This window comes from Nonomuraea sp. NPDC050556 (genome assembly GCF_044457355.1).
Taxonomy (GTDB): Bacteria; Actinomycetota; Actinomycetes; order Streptosporangiales; family Streptosporangiaceae; genus Nonomuraea.
In genome coordinates this window covers 221240-246189 of the sequence record NZ_JBITGU010000002.1, presented here as the reverse complement: position 1 = coordinate 246189, position 24950 = coordinate 221240, and the positions used below count along the sequence as shown (strand labels likewise).

At 69.6% G+C, this 24950-nt stretch carries 19 protein-coding genes; 12 read left to right on the top strand and 7 right to left on the bottom strand.

The window, feature by feature from the left end; all coding sequences use genetic code 11:
* Window positions 1-110: 110 nt before the first annotated feature.
* A complete protein-coding gene (locus ACIBG8_RS19220) occupies window positions 111-803 on the bottom strand; it encodes a sensor histidine kinase (protein WP_397344184.1) in 693 nt (230 codons plus the stop codon).
* Window positions 804-828: 25 nt separating this feature from the next.
* Window positions 829-2544, bottom strand: coding sequence for a DUF2264 domain-containing protein (locus ACIBG8_RS19215; protein ID WP_397344183.1), 1716 nt, complete (start codon window positions 2542-2544; stop codon window positions 829-831).
* Between the two features lie 147 nt (window positions 2545-2691).
* On the opposite strand from ACIBG8_RS19215, the gene ACIBG8_RS19210 reads away from it, so the two are divergent.
* The 9 genes from ACIBG8_RS19210 (at window position 2692) to ACIBG8_RS19170 (ending at window position 13234) form a co-directional block, all read left to right on the top strand.
* Entirely contained in the window at window positions 2692-3735 is a 1044-nt protein-coding gene (locus ACIBG8_RS19210; protein WP_397344182.1) for a substrate-binding domain-containing protein, read from the top strand.
* Between the two features lie 96 nt (window positions 3736-3831).
* On the top strand, window positions 3832-5130 hold the full coding sequence (locus tag ACIBG8_RS19205) for an ABC transporter substrate-binding protein (protein WP_397344181.1): 1299 nt from the start codon (window positions 3832-3834) through the stop codon (window positions 5128-5130).
* Between the two features lie 16 nt (window positions 5131-5146).
* On the top strand, window positions 5147-6016 hold the full coding sequence (locus ACIBG8_RS19200; protein WP_397344180.1) for a carbohydrate ABC transporter permease: 870 nt from the start codon (window positions 5147-5149) through the stop codon (window positions 6014-6016).
* Window positions 6013-6846 (top strand): carbohydrate ABC transporter permease, encoded by an 834-nt coding sequence (locus ACIBG8_RS19195; protein WP_397344179.1) that lies wholly within the window; start codon window positions 6013-6015, stop codon window positions 6844-6846. Before ACIBG8_RS19200 ends, ACIBG8_RS19195 begins: the two co-directional genes overlap by 4 nt.
* 41 nt (window positions 6847-6887) lie before the next feature.
* Window positions 6888-7844: a hydroxyacid dehydrogenase gene (locus ACIBG8_RS19190; RefSeq protein ID WP_397344178.1), complete on the top strand. Its 957-nt coding sequence runs from the start codon at window positions 6888-6890 to the stop codon at window positions 7842-7844.
* Between the two features lie 21 nt (window positions 7845-7865).
* Complete coding sequence (locus tag ACIBG8_RS19185; protein WP_397344177.1) at window positions 7866-9944, top strand: right-handed parallel beta-helix repeat-containing protein; 2079 nt, start codon at window positions 7866-7868, stop codon at window positions 9942-9944.
* A 363-nt stretch (window positions 9945-10307) separates the two neighbouring features.
* Window positions 10308-10904 (top strand): hypothetical protein, encoded by a 597-nt coding sequence (locus ACIBG8_RS19180; RefSeq protein WP_397344176.1) that lies wholly within the window; start codon window positions 10308-10310, stop codon window positions 10902-10904.
* A 173-nt stretch (window positions 10905-11077) separates the two neighbouring features.
* Window positions 11078-11833, top strand: coding sequence for a hypothetical protein (locus ACIBG8_RS19175; RefSeq protein WP_397344175.1), 756 nt, complete (start codon window positions 11078-11080; stop codon window positions 11831-11833).
* 864 nt (window positions 11834-12697) lie between these two features.
* Entirely contained in the window at window positions 12698-13234 is a 537-nt protein-coding gene (locus ACIBG8_RS19170) for a hypothetical protein (protein ID WP_397344174.1), read from the top strand.
* Window positions 13235-13664: 430 nt separating this feature from the next.
* Here the strand turns inward: ACIBG8_RS19170 and ACIBG8_RS19165 are convergent, their stop codons facing one another.
* The 3 genes from ACIBG8_RS19165 to ACIBG8_RS19155 form a co-directional block, all read right to left on the bottom strand.
* A complete protein-coding gene (locus tag ACIBG8_RS19165; protein ID WP_397344173.1) occupies window positions 13665-15599 on the bottom strand; it encodes a nickel/cobalt transporter in 1935 nt (644 codons plus the stop codon).
* Window positions 15596-16822 carry a tetratricopeptide repeat protein gene (locus ACIBG8_RS19160; RefSeq protein ID WP_397344172.1) on the bottom strand — a complete coding sequence of 409 codons (1227 nt, stop codon included), beginning with the start codon at window positions 16820-16822 and terminating at the stop codon, window positions 15596-15598. Before ACIBG8_RS19160 ends, ACIBG8_RS19165 begins: the two co-directional genes overlap by 4 nt.
* Window positions 16823-17355: 533 nt before the next feature.
* Window positions 17356-18747, bottom strand: a complete 1392-nt coding sequence (locus tag ACIBG8_RS19155; protein WP_397344171.1) for a DUF4331 domain-containing protein — start codon at window positions 18745-18747, stop codon at window positions 17356-17358.
* 311 nt (window positions 18748-19058) lie between these two features.
* Here ACIBG8_RS19155 and ACIBG8_RS19150 point away from each other — a divergent pair, with 311 nt between their 5' ends.
* From ACIBG8_RS19150 to ACIBG8_RS19140, 3 genes are read left to right on the top strand one after another with little or no spacing between them, the layout of a single operon-like run.
* Complete coding sequence (locus ACIBG8_RS19150) at window positions 19059-20741, top strand: ABC transporter ATP-binding protein (protein ID WP_397344170.1); 1683 nt, start codon at window positions 19059-19061, stop codon at window positions 20739-20741.
* 55 nt (window positions 20742-20796) lie between these two features.
* Window positions 20797-22446: a urocanate hydratase gene (gene hutU / locus ACIBG8_RS19145; RefSeq protein WP_397344169.1), complete on the top strand. Its 1650-nt coding sequence runs from the start codon at window positions 20797-20799 to the stop codon at window positions 22444-22446.
* A gap of 24 nt (window positions 22447-22470) precedes the next feature.
* The gene (locus ACIBG8_RS19140; protein WP_397344168.1) at window positions 22471-23265 is read left to right on the top strand and encodes a MurR/RpiR family transcriptional regulator; all 795 of its coding nucleotides are present in this window, start codon (window positions 22471-22473) and stop codon (window positions 23263-23265) included.
* Here ACIBG8_RS19140 and ACIBG8_RS19135 read toward each other — a convergent pair.
* Together ACIBG8_RS19135 and ACIBG8_RS19130 are read right to left on the bottom strand one after the other, a co-directional pair.
* The gene (locus ACIBG8_RS19135) at window positions 23254-24003 is read right to left on the bottom strand and encodes an ABC transporter permease (RefSeq protein WP_397344167.1); all 750 of its coding nucleotides are present in this window, start codon (window positions 24001-24003) and stop codon (window positions 23254-23256) included. The genes ACIBG8_RS19140 and ACIBG8_RS19135 overlap by 12 nt on opposite strands.
* Window positions 24000-24944 (bottom strand): ATP-binding cassette domain-containing protein, encoded by a 945-nt coding sequence (locus ACIBG8_RS19130; RefSeq protein WP_397344166.1) that lies wholly within the window; start codon window positions 24942-24944, stop codon window positions 24000-24002. Before ACIBG8_RS19130 ends, ACIBG8_RS19135 begins: the two co-directional genes overlap by 4 nt.
* Between the last annotated feature and the right edge of the window lie 6 nt (window positions 24945-24950).

Here is a 24950-nt window from a genome sequence, read left to right as displayed (position 1 = left end):
CGTACTGTTCAAACACCTTGCCTCCTCTATTGCTCGCTTAGAGGCAAGAATTGCGGATAACCCCCGGGGTTCCTAGTGACAAAATGCATCGGTCGGGTATGAGTAATGCACTATTGACAGGCCCGCCTACCAGGAGGTATCTGGGCAGTCAGGCGGAAATGTCCGTCTTTCTGGAGGTCGGTGGTGACTCGCCCGCCGAGCTCGCCGGCGCGGCTGTCGAGATTGCCCAACCCCTGGCCGGAGCGCGATCGTACGGTGTCGGCCCCGTCGTTCTCGATGGTGAGGCAGACCCATCCGTGGTCCTTGAAAACCCTGATGGAGCAGTGGGTGGCGCGGCTGTGGCGCAACACGTTCGTCACCCCTTCGCGCACCACCGTTCCCAGGAGCGAGCTGTGCTCCCGCGACAGTTCCTCCTCCGGGAGTTGGACGTCGCAGGGGGCGCCGAAGTCACCCAGCACCTCACCGGCCCTGCTCGCCTCCTCCCGGAGTGAGATGCCGCGGTAGGTGGACGTGAGGTCGCGCAGTTCACCGGCTGCGGACCTGACGGCGTGCACCATGTCGGCGAGGTCGGGCGTGAGGTCGGCGCCGGCTCGCTGGAGTACCAGCTCGCCTTTCATGCTGGCCAGCATGAGCCAGTGGCCGACGAGGTCGTGGGCGTCGCGGGCGAAGCGGTCGCGTGCTCTGGCGACCGCGTCGTCTTGATGGAGTTGGAGGCGGCGCAGGCGTAGGCCGAGTACGGCCGACAGGCTCAGGGACGCCGCCACAATGCCCAGAGCGAGGATGGAGGGAAAGTCGTACTGCATTATCCCACCATTGCGCGAATATCCCTTATTGGGTAGTGAATTCCGGGAAAAGGCTATCCCACTGGAAAGCGATTCGGATTCCGTCCGGCCACGTGAGAACGATATGGTCGCTCACATTCACCTCAGGCGGCTCGCCGTAAATTGCGCCCCGCGTGGCCAGAACTGCGGCAGATATGGCCCATCCTGTCGGGGTTGTCCCGGTAAGTGTGGGTACCAAAGCGGGAGCTCCAAATGCGCTGCCGTCCTCGACCAGCTCGACTTTCTCCTCGGCGAAGCCGTACAGCGGCAGGAGGACGGACGTCAGCTCCTCGCCGGTGATGGCCCACCCGCTCTGCCGTACGGCGGAGCCCGGCGGCACGCGGTGGGCGCGGACCTCGACCGCGCCCCTGACCACGCTCACGCTGTCGACGCCGGCCGAGGAGGAGGACGCCGCCCAGACGAGCTCGCCGGCGCGCCCTGCTCCGCGCGGGGTGATGGTGCCGCGCGGGGTGACCGTACCGTCTTCCCGCACGAGGCCGAAGTGGTTGTCCGCGACGGCGGTCGTCGGCGCGGTGTGGGTGGAGTAGGCGTAGCGGTCGTAGAGCGGGTCGCCCACGTGGTGCTGGCTGCCGTGGTTGACGACCCTGGCGATGCCGCCGGCGTTCTGGGCGATGAGCCCGGCGCCGGGGACGGGCAGCACGCCCTCGGGCGCCGCCTCCTCGACGTCGGTCCACAGCGGGTGGTCGGCGGGTGCGAGCAGCCCCACGAAGGCCTTGGCTGCCCAGTACGGCGAGCCGGAGCCCGAGTAGTCCTGCAGCGACGGCTCGTGCGGGCCGTACCAGCCGAGCGTCAGCAGGCCCTCGGGCGACAGCGCGCCGTGTTCGAGGAAGTGCTTGACCGCCCCGGAGGCCAGGCGGCGGGTCGCGCCGGGGGAGAGCGGGGTGTCGCCGGTGACGGCGCCCAGCATGAGGCTGGCGACGGAGGCGAAGCGGTAGGTGACCGAGCGGCCCATGTAGAGGGTCTCGCCGTGGGCGCCGAACATGAGGGAGAAGCTGCCCAGGAACTCGCGCAGCCTGGCCCGGTGCTCCGGCATCGCGGTGCCGGACAGCAGGCCGTACAGGACCGGGTAGAGGTGCATCGCCCAGCCGTTGTAGTGGTCGAAGGAGCGGCGCGCGCCGTCGGTGTACCAGCCGTCGCCGACGTACCACGGCTCGATCTTGGCCAGCCCGCGCTCGATCGCCTCGCGGGCGGCCTTCTGGTGTCGCCCGACGCTCGCCAGGAAGCCGCCGACGGTCACCGGGAAGAGCCACCAGTTGTTGTCGACGGGCTCGCGGTCGAACGCCGTGGCCAGGTAGGCGGCCAGCCGCTCCTGCTCGCCGTCGGAGAGCGTGTCCCACAGGTGCTCGCGGGTCAGCCACAGGCCGAGCGCCAGCGACGCCGCCTCGACCATGGGCTGGTGCTTCTCGACCACAGACGGCCAGACGTCAGGCCCGGTGACGAACCCCTGCCTGTACGGCTGCAGCAGTGCGGAAGGGCCGCCACCCGCCACCCGGAACGCGGCGATCAGGAACGTGCGCGCGAAACCCTCCATACCGTCGCACTCGGTCCAGCTCGCCCGCCCGGGAAGACGGATTTCCGCGCCGTCGGCCGAACGATAGGGTTCCACCGCGGCCAGCAGGCCGTCGGCCACCGCCGCCCAGTGCCTGCGGGTCCAGCCGGTGAGGGGGCTGAGCGTGCGGTCCTCTTCTGGCAGGGGGAACATCGCGACTCCGAGCGTTTGGAAAGGGCTTTCCGAACGCTAGGGCCGCGAGCCTTGCCCGTCAAGCAGGGTTGATCGAATGAAAGTAAACGTTCATAAACGAAAGCGCGTCCGTTAGGATCGGTCCGGTCCACCGATCGAAGGAGCCCCGTGTTCGTCGAGCAGCGCCATGAACTCATCCTCCGCGAGGTTCGCGAGCGCGGATCCGTCCGGCTGGCCGAGCTGGTCGACCGGCTCGGCGTCTCCATGGTCACCCTGCGCAGGGACGTGGAAACGCTGGCGGGACAGGGTCTGGTGCACCGGGTGCACGGCGGGATCACGCTGCCCGCCGCCGCTGAGACGCCCCGTCCGGCGAGCGATCGATCGCTGACGATCGGCATGCTGGTGCCCTCGGCGACCTACTACTACCCCAGCGTCATCCGGGGCGCCCGTGAGCAGGCGGAACGGCTCGGCGCCCGGCTGGTGCTCGGCGTCTCCCGCTATGACGACCTGGAGGACCGCAAGCAGGCCCAGCAGCTCGTGGACGGCGGGGTCGAGGGGTTGCTGCTCACGCCGAGCAGGCAGCCCGACGCCTCGCACGCCGAGTGGCTGGCCGGGCTCGGAGTGCCTGCCGTACTCGTCGAACGCCGGGCTGAGCTGGGCGGATCCGCCTCGCTCCTCGACGCGGCCGCCTCGCACCACGCGCACGGCGCGTTCCTCGGCACCCGGCACCTGGCCGAGCTCGGGCACCGCAGGGTGGCGATGGTGACGCGGCGCAGCCCCACCGCGCCCAGGGTGCGGCACGGGTTCCTGTCCGCGGTCGCCGACCTGGGGCTGGAGGTGCCCGGCGAGTTCGGCGTGGACCAGGAAGGGCCGTCCGGCCAGCAGGTTTCCGACGTCGTCGAGGCGATCGGGGCCGGCCGGGTGACCGGGCTGCTGGTGCACAACGACGAGGACGCGTTGCTGCTGGTGCAGCACCTGCGGATCGCCGGGGTGCGGATCCCGGACGACGTGTCGATCGTCGCCTACGACGACGAGGTGGCCGCGCTCAGCGACCCGCCGCTGACCGCCGTCGCGCCGCCCAAGGCCGCGGTGGGCCGGAGCGCGGTTGACCTGCTGGTTCGCCGGATCGAGCAGGGGTCGAGCAGTCCTGTCAGGCACGTAGCCTTGCTGCCTGAACTCAGGGTTCGCGAGTCGACCGCGCCGCTGCGCTGATTGTTTCGCGTTCATTTCGTTACTGATCGAAACCTAGACAGAGCTTCGCTTTTGAGCGAATGATGCTCTAGCGATCGGAAACGATGAGGAGCAATCATGGAACGAAAGCGCGCCGCCGCCGGCATGGCCGGGCTGCTGGCCGGTATGACCCTGCTCGCGGCCTGTGGTGGGGCTCCTTCCGCTGAGAGCGGCCAGCCGGCACAGGTGACGTTCTGGGGCTGGGCCAAGGGGACGCAGCAGGTCGTCGACGCCTTCAACAAGACGCACAAGGACGTGCAGATCAAGTTCGAGGAAGTCCCGTCGGGCAACGCGGGCGGCTACGCCAAGTTCGCCAACGCCGTGAAGGCGGGCAACGCCCCCGACGTGATGTCCATCGAGTACCCGCAGCTGCCCGACTTCGTCAACCAGGGCGCGCTCCAGGACATCTCCGCCGACACCGCCGACGTCAAGGGCAAGTACCCGGCCAACGTCTTCAGCCTCGTCGAGCTCGGCGGCAAGACCTGGTCGCTGCCGATGGACGCCGCCCCGCAGGTCTTCTTCTACCGCAAGGACCTGTTCGAGAAGAACAAGATCGAGGTCCCCAAGACGTGGGACGACTTCAAGGCCGCTGCCGAGAAGGTCAAGAAGGCCTCGTCCAAGGCGCGCATCGCCACCTTCTTCCCCGACGACCCCAGCGTGCTGACCGCGCTGTCGTGGCAGGCGGGCGCCAAGTGGTTCGGCACCTCGGGTGACGCCTGGAGCGTCAACATCAACGACGCCGCCACCAAGAAGGTCGCCGACTACTGGCAGGGCCTGGTCAAGGACGACCTGGTCAAGGTCCAGCCGTCGTTCAGCGACCAGTGGAACGCCTCCTTCGAGGACGACTCGCTGTGGGGCTACGTCGGCGCCAACTGGGGCGCGGGCGTCATGAAGGGCAACCACGCGGGCCAGGCGGGCAAGTGGGCCATCGCGCCCGTCCCCAACTGGGGCACCCCGGCCAGCGGCATGCTCGGCGGCACCACGTTCGGCGTCTCCAAGAACTCCAAGAACGCCAAGGCGGCCGTCGAGGTCATCAAGTGGCTCACCGGCTCGCCCGAGGCCTGGACGGCGCGCCTGTCGTCGGGCACCTCCAGCGGCTTCCCCGCGATCGCCGACCTGGTCCCGGTGGCTTCCAAGAGCTTCGACGCCGCGTTCTACGGCGGGCAGGACATCTACGCGCTGTTCTCCGAGTCCTACGGCACCATCCAGCCGGGCTGGGCGTGGGGGCCGAGCATGGTGGCGACGCTGACCTCGTTCAAGGACGCGCTGGGCAAGGTGGCCACGGGCGGGACGACGATCCCCGACGTGCTGGACACCGTGCAGACGGCGACGGTGGCCGAGATCAAGAGCCGCGGCCTCAACGTCGCTCAGCAGTAGAGGCTTGGGGAGAGGTATGCGAGAGACCTGGCGGAGAAGAGGGGCCATCGCCCTGTTTGTCGGGCCCTTCTTCGTGCTGTTCGCGGCGGTGATCATCGCGCCTCTGGCGTACGCGGTCTACCTGAGCCTGTTCAGCGAGCAGTCCTCCGGCCTCGGGTTCGGCGGCGCGGAGACGGTCTTCGTCGGGCTCGGCAACTACCTGGCGACGCTGAAGGACCGGGCGTTCACCGACGGCTTCCTGGTCATCCTGGGCTACTGCGTCTTCTACATCCCGCTGATGATCGGCGGGGCGCTCACCCTGGCGCTCCTGCTCGACTCCGGCATGGCCAGGGCGAAGAAGTTCTTCCAGCTCGCCCTGTTCATGCCGCACGTCATCCCGGGGGTGATCGCCGGGCTCATCTGGCTCTACCTCTACCTGCCCGGCATCAGCCCCATCGTGGACCTGCTCGGCGGCGTGAACCTCCTCGGCGGTGACCACGCTCTCGGCGCGGTGGTCAACATCGCGCTGTGGGAGTGGATCGGATACAACATGATCATCTACTTCGCCGCCCTGCAGGCCATCCCGGCCGAGGTGCTGGAGGCGGCCAGGATGGACGGCGCCGGCCCGATCAGGACGGCGCTGTCGGTCAAGGTGCCGCTGATCCGCGGCGCGGTGGTCACCACCGTCCTGTTCACGATCATCGGCTCGCTGCAGCTGTTCACCGAGCCGATCGTGCTCGACAACGCCAGCGACGGCATCGTCAGCACCTGGACGCCGAACATGTACGCCTACAACGAGGCGTTCGGCAACAACGACTACGGCCAGGCCGGCGCTGCCTCGATCATGCTCGCGCTGCTCGCGGCCCTCATGTCCTTCTTCGTCACCCGGTGGAGCAGCAAACGATGAGATGGATGTCCCGCGCGACGGTCAACGTCCTGCTGATCGTCGCCACCCTCTACACCCTCATGCCGCTGACCTGGCTGGTGTTCGCCGCCACCAAGTCGCAGTCCGACCTCTACTCCACGCCCGGCTTCGCGTTCGGCGACTTCAACCTGTTCGCCAACATCGCCAACGTCAGCGCGGAGAACGGCGGGATCTTCTTCCGCTGGTACCTCAACAGCATCCTGTACGCGGGCGTCGGAGCCGCGGCAAGCGCCTTCATCACCGTCATGTGCGGCTACGCCTTCGACAAGTACCACTGGTGGGGCAAGGAGAAGCTGTTCGGCGTCGTCCTGCTCGGCGTGCTCGTGCCGACGACGGCGACCGCGCTGCCGCTCTACCTGCTGGCCTCCAAGGTCGGCCTGGTCAACACGTTCTGGGCGGTCTTCATCCCGGTGCTGGTGCACCCGTTCGGCGTCTACCTGGCCAGGGTGCTGTCCTCGGGCTACGTGCCCGGCGAGGTGCTCGAGGCGGCCAGGTCGGACGGCGCGGGCGAGATCCGCACCTTCCTGCGGGTGGCGCTGCCGATGTTGCTGCCCGCGTTCGTGACCATCTTCCTGTTCCAGTTCACCGCGATCTGGAACAACTTCTTCCTGCCCCTGGTGATGCTCAACGACCAGCAGCTGTACCCGCTCAGCCTGGGCCTGTTCACCTGGGAGAAGCAGGGCAACGCCTTTCCCGAGTTCCACAGCCTGGTGATCACCGGATCGCTGCTGTCCGTGGTGCCGCTGCTGGTGGTCTTCATGTCGCTGCAGCGCTTCTGGAAGGCCGGGATGACGGCGGGCAGCGTCAAGTGATTTCGGGGGAAGCTGTGTACAGACCCAAGACCGTCATTGCCATGTCACGGAGCGTGGCCGTTCGACTGCTCAGCGAGCCCGTCCGTGCGCGGCTGGCGGCGATCGCGGACGTCGACCTCGACCTGGTCGTGGACGACTTCGCCACGGCCGACCTGCGGGAGACCGAGGTCCTCTACACCTCGTGGGGGTGCCCGCCGATCACCGCCGAGGTGCTGGCCGGGGCGCCCAGGCTGCGTGCCGTCGTGCACGCGGCGGGCTCGGTCAAGCACCACGTGACCGACGCGGCCTGGCAGCGCGGCCTGGCCGTCTCGACGGCCGCCGCGGCCAACGCGGAGCCGGTGGCCGAGTTCACGCTGGCGGCGATCCTGTTCGCCAACAAGCGCGTGCTGGAGATCGCCCGCTCCTACTCCTCGGACCGCCGTGCCTTCGACTGGGACGCCCGGTTCCCGGGGTTCGGCAACTACCGGCGGGTGGTCGGCGTCGTCGGCGCTTCCAGGATCGGCCGGCGGGTGATCGAGCTGCTGCGCCCCTTCGACCTGGAGGTCCTGGTCAGTGATCCGTACCTGCAAGAAGACCTGGGGGTGGACAGGGTCGAGCTCGACGAGCTCGTCCGCAGGAGCGACGTGGTCAGCCTGCACGCGCCCGCCCTGCCGGAGACCAGGCACCTCATCGACGCCGCGCGCCTGGCGCTCATGCGCGACGGCGCCACGCTGATCAACACCGCCCGCGCCGCGCTGGTCGACCAGGACGCGCTCACCGCCGAGCTGGTCGCAGGACGGCTGCACGCCGTGCTCGACCACACCGAGCCCGAGATCCTGCCGCCCGATTCACCCCTGTACGGCCTGCCCAACGTCCTGGTGACGCCGCACATCGCCGGTTCGCTCGGCGGCGAGCTGGCCAGGATGGCCGACTGCGCGCTGGACGAGCTGGCTCGTTACGCGCGCGGCCTGCCGTTCGTTTTCGAGGTCTCTCCGGCCACGCTGTCCCGCTCCGCCTGACCCCCCTCCGGGAGAGGAAACATGCGCTTAGCCCCGCTCTTCGCCCTCGTCGTCATGCTCTTCGGGTTCGCCACGCCCGCTTCGGCGGCCGCGGCGCGCAACTTCTTCGTCGACTGCCAGGCCGCCTCCGGTGGCTCTGGCCGTAATGCCGCCCAGCCGCTCAACACCCTCGCCGACGTCAACGCCATCGCGCTGCGGGCCAAGGACATGATCAAGTTCCGGGCAGGGACGGTCTGCGTCGGCCGCCTCGAACCCGTCGGATCGGGTACGGCGGAGCATCCCGTCACCTACACCTCCTACGGCGACGGGCCCAAGCCGATCATCCAGGGCGACGGCGGCGAGTGGGCCGTGCACCTGGTCGACAACAGCTACCTGACGCTGGAGAAGCTGCACGTCACCAACCCGGCGGCCACCACGGCGCGGCGCACCGGCGTGCAGTACAACTCGACGACCTCCGCGGCCAAGGCGGGGATCGTCCTGCGGGACCTGGAGATCTCCGACGTCGCCGGGTGGGGGAACAAGACGGGGGCCAACTCGTCGTGGTTCGCCTATTCTGCGGGGATCAGCATCCAGGCGACGCCGGACAACGGGCCTGGGCCGATCGACGGCATCACGATCACCGGGAACTACATCCACGACACCGGTGGCGGCGGGATCAAGATCAGCCGCAAGGGCAACGACTACCACCGCAACGTGTACATCGCGCGTAACACCATCAGGGCAGTGGGTGGGGACGGCATCGTGGTGCACGCCTCTGACCGACCGCTGGTGGAGCACAATCTGTTCGACGAGGGCGGGGCCGGCAAGTACCCCTACGTCGACGGAAATTTCGCGGGGATGTGGCCTATCAACTCCATTGACCCGATTTTTCAGTACAACGAGGTCACTCGGCAGCGGCCGACCATCTTCGACTCCACCGCCTGGGACTGCGACGGCGGGATCAAGGGGAGTTGCGTCTACCAGTACAACTACTCGCACGACAATGCGGGCGGGTTTTATCTGGGGTGCCAGAGTTGCACCGAGTTCCCCAACTACAAGGCGACGGCGATCCTGCGGTACAACATCGCGCAGGACGACTGCCGCATCGTGGGCAACGCCTCTGGTGACAACAAGAGTCCGTTGCGGCTGTACAACAACACGTTCTTCTGCCCTTCGCAGAAGCTGGACGTCGCGGTGCCGACCGGGGACTCCAAGATCGTGAACAACATCTTCTACGCGCCTTCCGGAGCCTTGCCTTCGTCTCCTGGTATCTCGGTGGCCTCGAACGTGTACTTCGGTGGTGTCACCCCGTCGTCCGCTGACGCGTCGGCCGTGGTGACGGATCCGGGGCTGGCCGCGCCGGGCACGGCGACCGGTGCTGGTGACGTGGACGGGTACAAGCTGCTGGCCGGGTCTCCTGCGCTCGGCACCGGCACCTTCCTCGACGATCTGGGTGGTCAGGACTACTGGGGCAACCCGGTGAGCACTGTTTCTCGTGGGGCCTACTCGGGGGCTCCGGTGGCTCCCGTCGTCTTCCCGTCGGTTTCGGCGGCGTACAACAACGTCGGCGTCTCGTCCGACCTCAACCCGAACACCGGGGGGTTCTCCACCTCCGGGCGGTCCTACTCGGGGCAGGGGCTGGAGCAGGCGGGTCTGGTGCCTGGGGGGCGTGTTTCCGTCCTTGGGGCCGACTTCGTGTGGCACCCCGGGGCGTACGGCACGCCGGACAACGTCAAGGCCGCTGGTCAGACCGTTCGGGTGGTGGGGCGGGGGAGCAAGCTGGTGTTCCTCGGCGCCGGTGGCCTGAAGGCTCGATCAGCCGACTTCACCGTCACGTATGCGGATGGCAGTAGTGCTGTGCAGACGGTGCTTTTCGGCGACCAGTGGGATGCTTCCGCGCCTGCCGGTGGGGTGGTGGTGGCTCGGGCGAGCTACCACAACAGGACCCAGACCAGCTACAAGAACCCGGCGACCGGGCAGACGACCGAGTCGGGGGTGTCGGTGTTCGGGTACGCGGTGCCGTTGGACCCGGGGAAGGAGGTCGCCTCGGTGACCTTCCCGGCGGGCAGCCCATTGGCGGACGCGGGCTTCCACGTCTTCGACCTCCAGATCGCAGGCTGACCCATGAGGGGCTCCCGGCGCCACACCACACATCCCCAACCCCCAACCCCCCGCCGGGCAGCCCCACCCCCATCCGCCCGCTGGGCACCCCCACCCACCCACCGGGCGGCCCCGCCCTCACCCCCAGCCCTGCCCAGACACCCAGCCCCAACCAACCACCGGGCAGCCCCACTCACGCCGCCAACATCACGTCCATCCACGCCCCCGACCCATCCCGCCTCCTCTCCTAGGGGCTTCTCCGCGATCCGTCGTCGGTGGCGAGCGTGGTGGGGCGTGGGGCTTGTCGCCGTGGGCGTGTTGGCGCTCGGGGGGTGCGGGCAGGCAACGGGTGCTCCCAGCAGCTCCCCGCCCGCTGGGCTCTCCGTGTCCGCGCCCGTCGCGCAGGTCCTGGGGATCACGCCTGACCAGACCGTGACCACCCTCCACGGCGAGCCGATCGTCGGCGCCGCCGTGCTGCGTGCCGCGGAAACCCTCCGCGGCGAGGTCATCTCCACGTACGGCACGCAGCTCGGGCCCGGCTTCTGGGATCGGCCACGCGACGGCACCAACCCCCGGCAAGCGCTGAGAGAAAAGGCCGTGGGCGCCGCCGTACTGGAGATGGCGCGACGGATGTGGGCCAGAGAGGCCGGACTCATCACCGACGTCACAGAACAGGCCTTCCAGCAAGAGCTCTCCACCCAGAACGCCCGCCGCTCGCAGGCCGCAGCCGCAGGCAGACCCCTCCCAGGCGTGCCCTCCTACGACCAGTACACCTACGCGCAGGTGCGCGGCGCAGAGCTGGACTCCGCGCTCAGCAAGCTCTACGCCTCCAAGCTCGACCTCTCGGAACGCCGGTTGCGCGAGCAGTACAAGCTCATGGCAGGACAGGACGCCCCGCCGTACGACCAGGCCCGCGACAACGTCCGCCAAGCACTGATCATCCAGGAGTACCAGAAGGCATTGCGCGCCCGAGCCTCCTAGGAATCTTTGCCGCGGATTCATCCCCCTCGCCAACCCCGGACAGCTCACCGCGGTGACCCGACCGGCGACCGGGGACGGGATGAATCCGCAGCCGAACGTGACGCTTGGCCGGCCGTTCACCCCGCGTCTGGCGCGGCGGTGCGCAAAAGGCTCGTAGCATCAGGTTCTACGTCATGGGGAACTGGTTGCAGGATCGCATCGTCGATACGGGACGGCTTCCGCTGTTCTGCTTCTTCGTCGCGCTCATCGTCGCCTTCGTGTGCACCCGCATCAACGTCCGCCTGATCCGCGCCAAGATCGGCTGGTTCCGCAACGTCAACGTGGGCGAGATGCACATCCACCACGTGGTCTTCGGCGTCGTCCTGATGCTGGTCAGCGGCGTGGCGGGGCTCGTCGTGTCCGCGGGGTCGCAGGTCTGGTACGCCGTCGCCGCGTCGGTGTTCGGGATCGGGTCAGCGCTGGTGCTGGACGAGTTCGCGCTGATCCTCCACCTGCACGACGTGTATTGGGAGGAGGAGGGCCGGGCCTCGGTCGACGCGGTGTTCATCGCGGTCGGCGTGACGGGCCTGCTCCTCATCGGCCTGCGCCCGCTGTCCATCGACATCGCCGGATTCGTCGCCCCCTGGGGCATATTGGTGACAAATCTGGCCTTGGCTGTCGTGACCCTCCTCAAGGGCAAGATCTGGACCGGCCTGGTGGGCCTTTTCGTCCCGCCCCTCCTGCTGGTCGGCGCCGTACGGCTGGCTCGGCCCGGATCGCCCTGGTCCCACTGGTTCTTCGCCGGGCGCTCACCTCGGAAGCTCGCCCGCGCCATCCACCGCGAGGAACGGTGGCGGCGTCCGGTGATCCGGGTCAAGATCGCGTTCCAGGAGTTCGTCTCGGGGCGTCACGACCTGCCTTCTACGCGTAAGCGGCGCGGGCATACTTAGGAGATGTCCTTCCAAGATCGGGTGCTGCGGGCGGTGTTGCCGGTCTGCTCGCCGTACGGACTGGTCATTGCCGGCGACGCGGCCTTGCGCGCCCACGGCTACCCCCCGCCCCGCCACACCTCGGCCAGAACCACCGCCCCCACCCAGGACGGCACCTGGAGAGACGGCGCCTGGCGAGCCGACGGCTCACGCGAAGCCCCGTGGCTCTACGGCGACGATTCACGGGGCACTCCGTGGCTCGATGAGGCACGCAGGGGCGACGGTGCACGGGACGCTCCGTGGTTTGGCGAGGCGCGCAGGGGCGACGGTCCGTCCTTTGGCGAGGCGCGCAGGGGCGCGGGTCCGCAAGACGCTCAGTGGCTCGGCGGGACGCGCAGAGGCGACGGTCCGCAAGACGCCTCGTCGTTCGATGAGGCGCGCAGAGGTGGCGGCACACGGGACGCTCCGTCGTTCGGCGAGGGGCGCATCGGTGACGGCTCGGGGAGCGTTCCGCCGGGCGGGTGGCTCGACAGGGCGTTGGGAGACAGCGGGCTCCCGACCGGTCGGTGGCGGGGCGGTGCTCCGTGGTTCGACGGGGCACTGAGAGGGGGCGGGCCGCGGCCGGATGAGACGCGGCGAGACGGCGACCCGAGGGACGCGCCCTGGCCGGACGGCACCCAGAGGGGTGGTCCCCCGGGGGACTCCGCCGGCTCCCAGCGCGGTGGTTCGCGAGAGCGCGCGAGGTCAGACACGGGGCGGAAGGGCGGCTCCTCGCGGAACCTCGACGCCTGGGACGCTGCCTGGAGGGAAGTCGTCTCCAGAGGCGCGGCCGATGGCGGCGGTCCGTGGAGCGGCGACGGTTCGTTGGGTTCGCTGGGGAGTCTGGTGGGGCGGGGCGAGGATGTCACGCTGGCCACCGCGGGTGAGCTGCCTCCGCCCGGGGTGCTCGTCGCGGCTCTTGACGCGGCCGACCTGGACACCGTGGTCGTCGAGTCGACCCCGCGGCGGGCGCGGTTCCTGGTGGGGGAGCCGGTGACGTGGCAGCGGTGCGAGCTGTCCATCCTTCGCGAATCCCTGCGCCGACCGGCCGTGGCTTGTGGTGATCTGCTGGTCGTGGGGCTGGACGACGCGGTGGGGCTGAAGATGCGGTCACTCCACGACCGCGGGCTGGCCGAGGACGTGATGGGCGTGGCGTCGGTGGCGCACCTGTACTCGTATCGGGAGCTGGAGACCCTGGGACAGGGGCATCACGAGGGGTTCTCCGTACATGAGCTGTTGACGCGGTTGGAGTTCGTGGACTCCATGGACGTGGGGGTGGAGGTGCGCCGGTTCGCGGGGGCGTGGGTGGAGGACATCAAACTCCGCCGAGCCGAGGAGGGCGACGTCGACTACGACGACCCGGACCTCCCTCACATCGACTGACCCTTCACCCGCCCGCCTTCACCCGCGCGCCTTGCCCCGCGCGCCTTGCCCCGCGCGCCTTGCCCCGCGCGCCTTGCCCCGCGCGCCTTGCCCCGCGCGCCTTCACCCACCCGCCTTCACCGACCCCCGCCCGCTCCTTGTCCCACGTTCGCCCGCCCACAACCGCTACCCGCCCCCTGCCCGCCTGCCACCTGCGCCACGTCGGCGCGCGCCACGCCCGCGCCCACTCGTCACCCGCGCCAAGCCGCCGCCCGCAACAGGCTCCACGTCCGCCCGCCCCACCTGACAGCGCCCCCACCTACCTTCGCTCCGCTCTACTTCTCTGGGCCGCTCTGCGTGCATCGCCCCAGGCCGGGTTGCTTTGCGCTGGAAGCGACCTGGCCTGCCCTCGGGCTGGCGTGCGCTGTTTGCGGCCCCCAATGGAAGGCTGTTAGAGGACGCCGGAGGCTGAGCGGAGGGCCAGGCCCGCGCCCAGGAGGACGACCATGACGGCCGTCCCGGTGGGCGCGAATGCTGACAGGCGTGCGGCCAACCGACTCCCCGTCGACGCCCGCCGTTCCAAACGATCGACGAACTTCACCAGCAGCAGGCCGGTGGCGGTGAGGGTGGCGGCCATGCCGAGCCCGTACGCGGTGACGAGTGCGATGCCGAACCACGTACGGCCCAGCGCGATGGCGCCCAGCAGGACGATGAGCGCCGACGGACTCGGCACCAACCCTCCCGCAACCCCCAACCCCACCAACGCCCGCCGAGACGACCTCTTGCCACCCCGCTCCACCGCATCACAGGGGATCTCTTGGGCCGAGCGTCCGTCCTCACTGAGGAGTACGGCGACGCCACCTTGCTGCTCATCTTCGTGAAGGTGGTCATGCCCCTGCGCGTGCGCGTGCTCGCGCTTGGGGTCGTGCTCGTGCGTGTGGGTGAGGTCATGGGCGCGGTGGTCCTCGCGCCCCGGCTCGATGTCGTCAGTGTGCCCCTGCCCATGTCCGTGGCCGTGGCCGTGGCCGTGACCATGCCCATGCCCATGCCCATGCCCATGCCCGTGGCCGTGGCCGTGGCCGTGACCATGGAGCGAGGTTCGGCCGTTGGTGAGGAGGAGGTGGAGGCCTATTGCGGCGATGAGCAGCCCGCTGGCCACCCCCAGCCACCCCAGCACAGACTCGCCCGCCACCGCCGAGAACGCCGACAACACCACCCCGACCACGATCACCCCCGCCGTGTGGGTCGCCGTGACGGTGGCGCCCACCACCACCGCGTCCCGGGGACGGCCCCGGCGGCCGGCCAGGTAGGCGGCCATGATGGTCTTCCCATGCCCGGGGATCAGCGCGTGACCGGCGCCCAACACAGCGGCCAACGCCAGCGCGAGCAGCCCGAGCGGCACGGTCAGTGAATTCGCCCCCACCAGCCCGGTGAACGTCCTGTCCACGAACGCCAGCGCCTCGCCGATCGGCCCACCCACCGGCGCGGTGTTCGGTGCGGGCGCCATGGCCGGGCCGTCCAGGCGGATCGTGGCGGTGCGCTGGTCGAGCGGGTTGGCCAGCAGGTCGTCCGGGTAGGTGCGCAGCTCATGGCTGACGCTCTCGGCGGGTACGGTGGCCCGCAGGCCCTTGCCCGACGCCGTGGTCTCGCGCCAGCCGATGCGCTCCTGCTCGAACCCGTCCACGAACTCCACGACCTTCGACGGGCGCGCGGTGGCGACGAGCTCGCAGGTCAACCGGCTGGTCTCTAGCCCGCCCTGGCCTGGGGCGTACACGAACTGCGCCGACCTGACCCGCCACGCCACGGCCGCACCGTCGACGGTGAGGCGCTGGGCTGAGGCGAGGGTGGCGCACTGCTGTCCGGCTGGCCGTACGGAGGGCCTGGCCTGGAGGGTCGGCAGCTCGGCCGCATCCACCACCGCCGTGCTCTCCACCCGGTCGGGGAACACACGCAGGCCGTTGTAGTGGTTCACGGTGAAGTTCCCCAGCGGATGCATAGCCCGCCCAGCCACCCCACCCGTCGTAAGAGCAGCGAGGCGAGTGATGGTGAGGTCAGAGGTGGTGCGTGCCGCGTCGAGGCGGAGTGACGAGGTCCTCGTGCCCTGCCCCATGACGTGGGTTGTGGCTAGGGGAGCGGCGGCCAGTGCGGGCGTGAGCGAGGCGACGGTCGTGGAGGCGGCCAGGGTGGATGTGGCCTGGGCGGACGGGGTGAGGCGGGCGGTCGTGGAGGTGGAGGTGGCGAAGGGGGAGGTGGTGAGGGGGGAGGTGGGCTTCGGGAGGGTGCTGGCTTGGGCTATGGCGGGGAGGGTTACCAGCAGGATGGTCGTGGCGAGTGACAGCACCAGGCCCGTCATGACGGACACCAGGACGAGTCTGATCAGTCTCATGAGAACCTCGCGAGGGCGGGGAGGGTCGGGTCGAAGCGGGGGTTGTACCGGCTCACCAGCGACGCCGCCGTCCCGCGGACGCCGAGGGCACGTTCGATCTCCGCCCGGTGGTGGTACAGCAAGGCGTTGCGCCACCCCGTCGAGGTGGCCTTCCTGGCGTACGGCAGCGCCTCTGCGTCGCGCCCCGAGCGGTGCAGGGCCCAGGCGAGGGCGTCGGCGGCGACGGCGTTCGGGTGCTTGGCGTATTCGGCTCTGGCATGCCGTACGGCTGCCGCCGCTGTCCCGTGGTCGGCCTCGAACTCGGCCCAGGTGAGGTCGTCCTGCACTCCGGCGGCTTTGAGGAGCTGCTGCTCCGCGCGGAGGAGGGTCCAGTCGGGGGTGAGGCCTGCCTTGATGCGGACTTCGCCGTACTCGACCAGGTATTGGGGAAGGGGCAGTCGTTCGACGACTGTTTGATAGCGGCTGACAGATTCTGATATCTGTCCGGACAAGGCCAGTACTCGGGCTTGGCCTGCTATCGCGGGGGTGAACGCGGGGGAGGCTTCCAGGGCCTTGGCGTACCAGGTGGTGGCTTGGGTGAGGTCGCCCGACCTCAGGGAGAGTTCGCCCAGGTAGTAGCGGCAGTAGGCGAGGTCGGACGGGGTGAAGGCGTCGTTCAGGGCGTAGGTGAGGAGTTTGCGGGCTTCTGGGAGGTCGCCGCGGAGTTCTGCGGCGTAGGACGCCCTGGTGAACGCCGGTACGCCGGGGCGGAGGGACATCAGGCGGTCGATGGTGCGGGTGGCGGCTGGGAGGTCGCCCAGCTGGGTCTGCGCGTCGGCCAGCACTCCGTAGGCGGTGGGGCCGTAGGGGTTGGCGTTGATGGCTTTTTTGGCGGTTTTGACGGCGTTGGTGAAGTCGTGGCGGGCGGCGGCCAGGGCGGCTGTGCCGGTGAGTACGGCGTCGTCCTCCGGGGCCAGGTGGGTGGCGGTCTTCAGGGCCTGTTCCGCCTTGGTGTAGTAGGTCGGGTCGCCGGTGGTTCTGGCCTGGTCGACGTACTGGAGGGTCAGCTGGGCCCAGGAGCGGTGGTCGCGGGGGAGGCGCTTCAGCCTGGTTTGCAGGGTTTCTGCCTGGGGCTGGGTGGGGTGGTCGGTGGGGGTTGTGGCGGGGGGCGCGGAGATCGCCACAGCGGTGAAGATCGCGGCGGCTGCGGCGACCACACCGCCGCTGATGAGGAGCGCTCGCATGCCGGTCTCCTGTCCGTTGGTCGGGTCTGGTGGGTGGCGCTCTTGGTGGGGAGTCATGCGGGGCGGTGCGCGGGCTCGGAGGGTCTAGGGCCAAAGCGCTTGAGCCTGTAGAGCAAGGGGCGGGTGGAACACAGCGGGTGGTGGGGCGGAGAGGCTGCGGGTGAGAGGTCGTGGAGAGCGGCGGGGGAGGGACGGCGTGGGTGGGGTGAGTGACGGCACTGGAAGGGGGTGTGGGGGCGGGGGCTCAAAGGGAGGGCGAGGGGGTGTGGGGCGGGCCTGGCAGGGAGGGCGAGGGGTGTGGGGGCGGGCCTGGGAGGGAGGGCGAGGGGGTGAGGAGGCGGGCTGGAAAAGGTGAGAGGCGGGGCCTGGAAGGGCGGGGCTCGATGGGGTGAGAGGCGGGGCTGGAATGGCTGTGGGTGGGGCGCCGGTCGCGGGTGGGTGGCCGGGCGCCCCACCTGGCGGACCGGGAGAGGGGTCCGCCGAGGGGTGAGCGGCCGCCTGGGAGAACGGGCGGGCGGCCGCTCATTACGAGGTCAGCGCAGGTTCGCCTGGTTCACCGACACGTTGGTGGGAAGCGGGATGTACGGGAACGACTTGAGGAACGGCTTGTCGTTCGCGTCCACCTTGTCCCCGGCCGCCAGCGCCGGCACGATCTTGCCGGTCAACGCCGCCCCCGCCAGAGCCTGGAGCTCGATGTCGACCACGTCGTCCGCCAGTCGCCGCCCGTTCGGGAAGCCCTGCAGGTCGCCGCCGATCACGCCGAGCCGGTTCGGGTCCTTGGACGGCGGGATCGCCATGTTGAGCCGCAGCATCTCGGACGGACGCAGCTTGCCGGCGTCCTTGTTGAGGATCTGCGAGTTCAGGTCGGCCTTGATGGGTCCGTTGGCCTTGGCGATGCCCTTCAGGAAGATCTCGACCAGGTCGTCGCGCGGAGTGGCCGGCGCCTTGAGGCCGTAGATCTTCTCCAGCAGGCGAGGCACCTCGGGCGAGGTGACGCGCTGGACGACGGCGGGGATGTCGGCGTCCTTCGCCGGCGGCAGCGAGTTGAAGGCGTCCTTCAGCCCGGCCGGCAGCACGACCTCGTTGACCAGCGGGTTCCCCAGGCGCGAGACCTGGACGTAGCCGTTCGGTCCGCCCTTGTCCGTGGTGGACCACACGCCGACGACCGGGTTGCGCTTGACGTCGCCCTTGAGCGCGAGGTCGCTGGACGGCACCTGCACGCTGAGGGTGTGCACGTTGTAGCCCTTGGTGGTGTCCTGCCCGACCTCGGACAGGTCGCCGCCGTACAGCAGGTCGAAGACGTGCAGGTCGAGGAAGAACGCCTCGTCCGACTGCCCCGCGTACGCCTGCCCGCCACCGGGCAGCTTGGCCAGCGACTGGCTGCGCAGCGTGCCGTAGTCGGGCATCGAGGCGGGCCCGACGTTGGACGGGGCGACGATGCCGTTGGAGACCAGCGTCTTGCTGCCGCCCGGGGTGATGCGCTTGAGCGTGTAGCGCTGCTTGAACAGCAGGTTCGGGTCGTCGAGCGAGGTGACGGGGCCGTCGTTGTAGAGGAACGTTCCATTGCCGCGACGGTCCTCGTTGCGGAACGTCCACTGGTAGGTGATGTCGGGCTTGGCGTCACCGTCGTTGTCGATCTTGATGTTGTAGCGGGAGTTCGTGTCGAACGTGTAGAAGTTCGGGCCGCCCTGGGAGTCCTCGAAGGGGATCCAGTTGGACAGCAGGGTGACGGTGTCCGCCTTGTCGGGGCTGACGAACGCGTAGACGTCGGTGTTGTCGTTGCGCGGGTCACCCGCGATCATCGGGGCCTCGCGGTGCGAGGAGGCCGTGCCGGTGTCGGTACGCAGAAGTGCGAACGAGGAGGCGGTCAACGCCGCCGCTACGCCCAGTCCGACAAGAGCGCGCCGGTTGATCCGGAGCTCCATGTTCGGTCCTTTCACAGCTGAAGTGTTCGGTCCTCGGGACGCGGGCCGTAGGCAGAGCCAACGGAGCCCGCTGAGGAGGTTCCGGCCGGGTTCCTCGTCGCCCTATTCGCAGCCGCGTGCCGAGCGGATTGCCGCGTCAACGAAAGTTGACATACTTTGGTCGTCAACTTAGATTGACCGGGTGCAGATCGCGCACGCCGTTCGTTGGCGATGAAGGATGGTCGTGGAGAGGGGACACCACAGTGGAGCCTGAGCAAAGAAGAGGCCTCGACAGGGGTGAGAGGGCGCCGTTCCGCGCCTTACTCACCTACGTGAGGCCGCATCGGGGGGTTCTGGCGCTCGGCGGCCTGCTGGGCCTGATCGGCTCGGCGGCCGGGCTCGCGATGCCCCTGCTGGCGAAATACGTCGTCGACGCGTTCGGCGAGAACCGGTCCCTGGCCGGCCCGCTGATCGGCCTCACCGTCGCGGTGCTGGTCGGCGCCGTGGTCTCGGCGGGCGGCACCTATCTCATGGAGCGCACGGGCGAGAACATCGTCCTGGGCGCCCGCAGGCAACTGGTCGGCCGCCTGCTCAGGCTCAAGGTCGCCGACGTCGACCGGCTCAAGCCCGGCGACCTGCTCTCCCGCGTGACCGGCGACACCACGCTGCTGCGCTCGGTGCTGACCAACGGCATCGTCAACTCGATCGGCGCGATCTTCATGCTGGTCGGCGCGATCGTCATGATGGCGTTCATGGACGGCGTGCTCCTGCTGGTCACCCTGCTCGTGGTGGTCGTGATCGGCGGCCTGGTCGCCTCGATCATGCCGAAGATCCAGCGCGCGCAGCTCCAGGCGCAGACCGCGGTCGGCGAGATGGGTTCGGTGCTCGACCGGGCGCTGCAGTCCTACCGCACGGTCAAGGCGAGCGGCGCCGAGGAGCGCGAGGTGCGGGTGGTCGGCGAGGCGGCGGAGCGCGCCCGCGACCGCGGCCTGCAGGTGGCCGGGTGGACGTCGCTGGCCGGGGTCGCCACCTGGATGGCGGTCCAGATCGCCTTCCTGTGCGTGCTGGCCGTCGGCGGCGCCCGCGTCGCCTCAGGCTCGCTGGCCATCTCGGGGCTGATCGCCTTCCTGCTCTACCTGTTCTACCTGGTGGCCCCGATCGGCCAGCTGGTCGAGGGCGCGGTCCAGCTGCAGAACGGCCTGGCGGCGCTCAAGCGCATCAAGGAGATCGAGGAACTGCCCGCCGAGCCGATCGCCGTGGCGGCGCCGATGGCCGAGGCGCCGGTCGGAGTGCGGTTCGAGGACGTCGTGTTCCGCTACGGAGACGACCGGCCGATCGTGCACGACGGGGTCAGCTTCGAGGTGCCGCCCGGCGGGCTCACCGCGCTCGTCGGCCCGTCCGGCGCGGGCAAGTCGACGGTGTTCGCCCTGCTGGAGCGGTTCTACGAGCACCAGGACGGCGCCATCACGGTCGGCGGCCGCGACATCCGCGACTGGCCGCTGGGCGAGCTTCGCGCCGCGCTCGGCTACGTCGAGCAGGACGCCCCGGTGCTGGCGGGAACGCTCAGGGAGAACCTGCTGTTCGCCGCCCCGCACGCCACGGAGGAGGAGATGCACCAGGCGCTGCGCCGTACCAGGCTGGACGATCTGGTCGCGCGCCTGCCTGAAGGGCTGGAGACGGCGGTCGGTCACCGCGGGGTGCTGCTGTCCGGCGGGGAGCGCCAGCGGGTGGCGATCGCCAGGGCGCTGCTGCGCAAGCCCCGGCTGCTGCTGCTCGACGAGGCGACCTCGCAGCTCGACGCGGTCAACGAGCTGCGGCTGCGCGAGGTGATCGCCGAGGCGGCGCAGGAGACGACCGTGCTGGTGATCGCGCACCGGCTGTCCACGGTGACCAACGCCGACCGGATCGTGGTGATGGAGGCGGGCGGCGTGCGCGCGGTCGGCACCCATGCCGAACTCGTCGGCGCCGACGACCTCTACCGCGAGCTGGCGGCCACCCAGTTCCTGACCACCTGAGAGCGTTGTACTCTTCGAGAGATATCGCTGAATAGGTTCATTCAGGAGGGTTCGTATGAGCAGGATCGTGCGCGCGCCGCGTGGAAGCACGCTCACCGCGAAGGGCTGGTCACAGGAAGCCGCGCTCCGCATGATCCAGAACAACCTGGATCCCGAGGTGGCCGAGCACCCCGAGCAGCTCGTCGTCTACGGCGGCTCCGGCAAGGCGGCCCGTGACTGGCGCTCCTTCGACGCGATCACCAGGACCCTCACCACGCTCGACAACGACGAGACGCTCCTCGTGCAGTCCGGCCGCCCGGTGGGCGTGTTCCGTACGCACGAGTGGGCGCCCCGCGTCCTCATCGCCAACTCCAACCTGGTGCCCGACTGGGCGAACTGGGAGGAGTTCCGCCGCCTGGAGGCAGCGGGCCTGACCATGTACGGCCAGATGACCGCCGGCTCGTGGATCTACATCGGCACCCAGGGCATCCTCCAGGGCACCTACGAGACCTTCGCGGCCGTCGCTGCCAAGAAGTTCGGCGGCACCCTGGCCGGGACGATCACGCTGACCGCCGGGCTGGGCGGCATGGGCGGCGCCCAGCCGCTGGCCGTCACCATGAACGGCGGCGTCGCGATCTGCATCGACTGCGACCCGCGCAGCATCGACCGGCGCATCGAGCACCGCTACCTCGACGTCAAGGCCAACAGCCTCGAAGAGGCGCTCCGCATGGCCTACGAGGCCCGCGACGCGCGCAGGCCGCTGTCCATCGGCGTGGTCGCCAACGCCGCTGAAGCCCTGCCCGAGCTGCTGGCACAGGGCGCGGAGATCGACATCGTCACCGACCAGACCTCGGCGCACGACCCGCTGATGTACCTGCCGATCGGCGTCGCCTTCGAGGACATGGGCGCCCAGCGCGACAAGGACCCGGGCGGGTTCACCGAAAGCGCGAGGACGTCGATGGCCAAGCACGTCGAGGCCATGGTCGGCTTCAAGGACGCGGGCGCCGAGGTCTTCGACTACGGCAACTCCATCCGCGGCGAGGCGCAGCTGGCCGGTTACGACCGCGCCTTCGACTTCCCCGGCTTCGTGCCCGCCTACATCAGGCCGCTGTTCTGCGAGGGCAAGGGCCCGTTCCGCTGGGCGGCGCTGTCCGGCAGCCCGGAGGACATCCACAAGACCGACAAGGCGGTCCTGGAGCTGTTCCCCGACAACGAGCCGCTGCACCGCTGGATCAGGGCCGCGCAGGAGAAGGTGCACTTCCAGGGACTGCCCGCGCGGATCTGCTGGCTCGGGTACGGCGAGCGCAACCTCGCCGGCGAGCGCTTCAACGACATGGTCGCCTCGGGTGAGCTCGAGGCGCCGATCGTCATCGGGCGCGACCACCTCGACAGCGGCAGCGTCGCCTCGCCGTACCGCGAGACGGAGGCCATGGCCGACGGGTCGGACGCCATCGCCGACTGGCCGCTGCTCAACGCCATGCTCAACACCGCCTCCGGCGCCGCCTGGGTGTCGATCCACCACGGCGGCGGCGTCGGCATCGGCCGCTCGATCCACTCCGGCCAGGTCACCGTCGCCGACGGCACCGCGCTGGCCAGGGAGAAGGTCAACCGGGTGCTCACCAACGACCCGGGCACCGGCGTCATGCGCCACGTGGACGCCGGATACGACGAGGCGGTCGCCGTGGCGGACGAGCGCGGAGTTCGTATCCCCATGCGGGAATCCTGAGCGATCCCCGGTGTTGGAGAGAGTGTGATCGACGGACTGCTCGAAGGGCGCAGGCTCTCCCCGGTCCAGCGGCGGATCGCGCACTACCTGTCGGAGCACCTGTCCGAGGCGATCTTCCTGTCCAGCGTGGAGCTGGCCGAACGGGCCGGCGTCAGCCAGCCCTCGGTGACCCGCTTCGCCATGGTGCTGGGCTTCACCGGCTATCCGGAGCTGCGGCAGGCGCTGCGGCCGCTCGTCCTGGGCGGCCCGGCGCAGGCCAACGTGATCGAAGGGGCGATCGACAGCGAGATCCGCAATCTCACCGTGGTCCGCGACCGCCTCGCCGCGCTCCCGCTGAAGGAGCTGGGCGAGGCGCTTGCGGCCACCGAGCCGCTGCCCGTGTTGGGGCTGCGGGTCTCGTGCGGGCTGGCCACGACGTTCGCCTACTACGCCAGGCGGATCCATCCCGACGTCCGGCTGCTGACCCACGGCGGGTCGGAGCTGGTCGACGGGTTGCACGCGGCGCGCAGGGCGGGCGCTGAGTGGGTGCTGGCCGTGGTGCTGCCGCGCTATCCGGCGGAAGCCGTACAGGCCCTGGAATATGCCGACAAGCTGGGGCTGCGGACGGCGGTGATCACCGACCGGCCGGGCCTGCCCGCTGAGGTGACGCTGGACGCGCCCGTCGGTGACCGGCTGGTCTTCGACTCGCACGCCGCGCCGCTGGCGCTGGCCATGGCCTTGGTGGAGGCCATGGCCGACGCCGCTCCGCTGCGCACCCAGGCCAGGCTGGAGGAGTACGAGCGGATGACCGACGAGACCGGGACGTTCCTACCCGGCTAGCTTGCGCATCGACCGCATGGACCAGGTCACGGTCAGTACGGCCAGCACGACGAACACCGCGAACGCCACCGGGATCGCCGAGTTCGACAGGTCGCCGGCGAACAGCGCCCGGCCCGCCTCGACCGCGTGGTAGAGCGGGTTGACCGGCGCGATCGCCTTCATCCAGTCCGGCGCGAACGCGATCGGGATGAGCATCCCGGACAGCAGCATGACGGGCAGCAGGAACAGGTTGATCGTCTGCGAGATGGCGTTCTCGTCACGCAGCGACAGTGCCAGCGCCTGCGACAGGCTGGAGGCGAACAGTCCGGTCGCCGCCATGAGCACGAGCATCAGGAGCAGCGCGCCGATGCCGATGCTGAGCCCCATCAGGGTGGCCACGACCATGACCGCGACCGCCTGCGCGACCAGCACCAGCACGTCCTTCAGCACCCTGCCCAGCACGATCGACGGCCGCCAGACCGGGCCGACCGCCAGCCGCTCCAGCACGCCGGAACGCAGGTCGGCGATCGTCCCGAAACCGGTGAACATCGAGCCGAACAGGGCGATCATCATCATCGCCGCGGGGGTGAAGGAGCGCAGCGCCTCCTCCGTCGTGCCGCCGGGGAACAGCGACTTCTGCAGCGGCGCGAACATCAGCAGGTAGAGCACCGGCTGCATGATGCCGAACAGCGGCCAGATCGGGTTGCGGAAGGCCTTCTTGGTCTCGTATCCGAGGAACAACATCGTGTCGCGGATCATGCGTCTGCTCCGGTGTCTCGCAGCGAACGGCCGGTGTGGGCGAGGAAGACGTCGTCGAGCGTGGCGCGCTCCAGCGAGATGGAGGTCAGCCCGATGCCTTCGAGCGCGTTGAGCAGGCCGGGCAGCGCGTGCTCGCCGTCGTCGACGTAGACGCGCAGCACGTCGCCGTCCACCCGCACGTCCTTGGACAGTGGGCGCAGCGCCTCCTCGGCCTGGACCGGCGCGGACGTGCGCAGGGTGACCACGTCGCCGGAGACCTCGCGCTTGAGCTCGGCCGGGGTGCCCTGCGCGACCACGAGCCCGTGGTCGACGATGGCCAGCCGGTCGCAGAGGACGTCGGCCTCCTCCAGGTAGTGCGTGGTCAGCAGCACGCTGGTGCCCTGGTCGCGCAGGCCCTTGATGCGCTCCCACAGGTTGGCGCGGTTCTGCGGGTCGAGCCCGGTGGTGGGCTCGTCCAGGAAGATCAGCGGCGGGCTGTGCACCAGCCCGAGCGCGATGGCCACGCGCCGCTTCTGGCCGCCCGAGAGCGTACGGCCGGGCCGGTCCGCCAGGTCGGCGATCTCCATCTCGTCCAGGATCTTCTGCGTACGGCCGGCCGGGTCGAGAACGCTGTTCAGCCGCGCCGCCAGCAGGATCTGCGTGCGCGGCGTGACCTGCTCGTCCACGCCGCCCTCCTGGCTGACGTACCCCAGGTTGCGCCGGACGCCGGCGGGATCCTTCAACAGGTCGTGCCCCGCGATGGTGGCGGAGCCGGAGTCAGGGGTGATCAGCGTGGCGAGCATCCGGATCGTGGTGGTCTTGCCGGCGCCGTTGGGGCCGAGGACGCCGAAGATCTCGCCCTTCTCCACCTCCAGGTCGACGCCCCTGACGGCCTCGACGGTCTGCTTCTTCCTTCCCTTGGTGATGAATGTCTTGCGCAGGTCCTGCGCAGAGATGATCATTGGGGG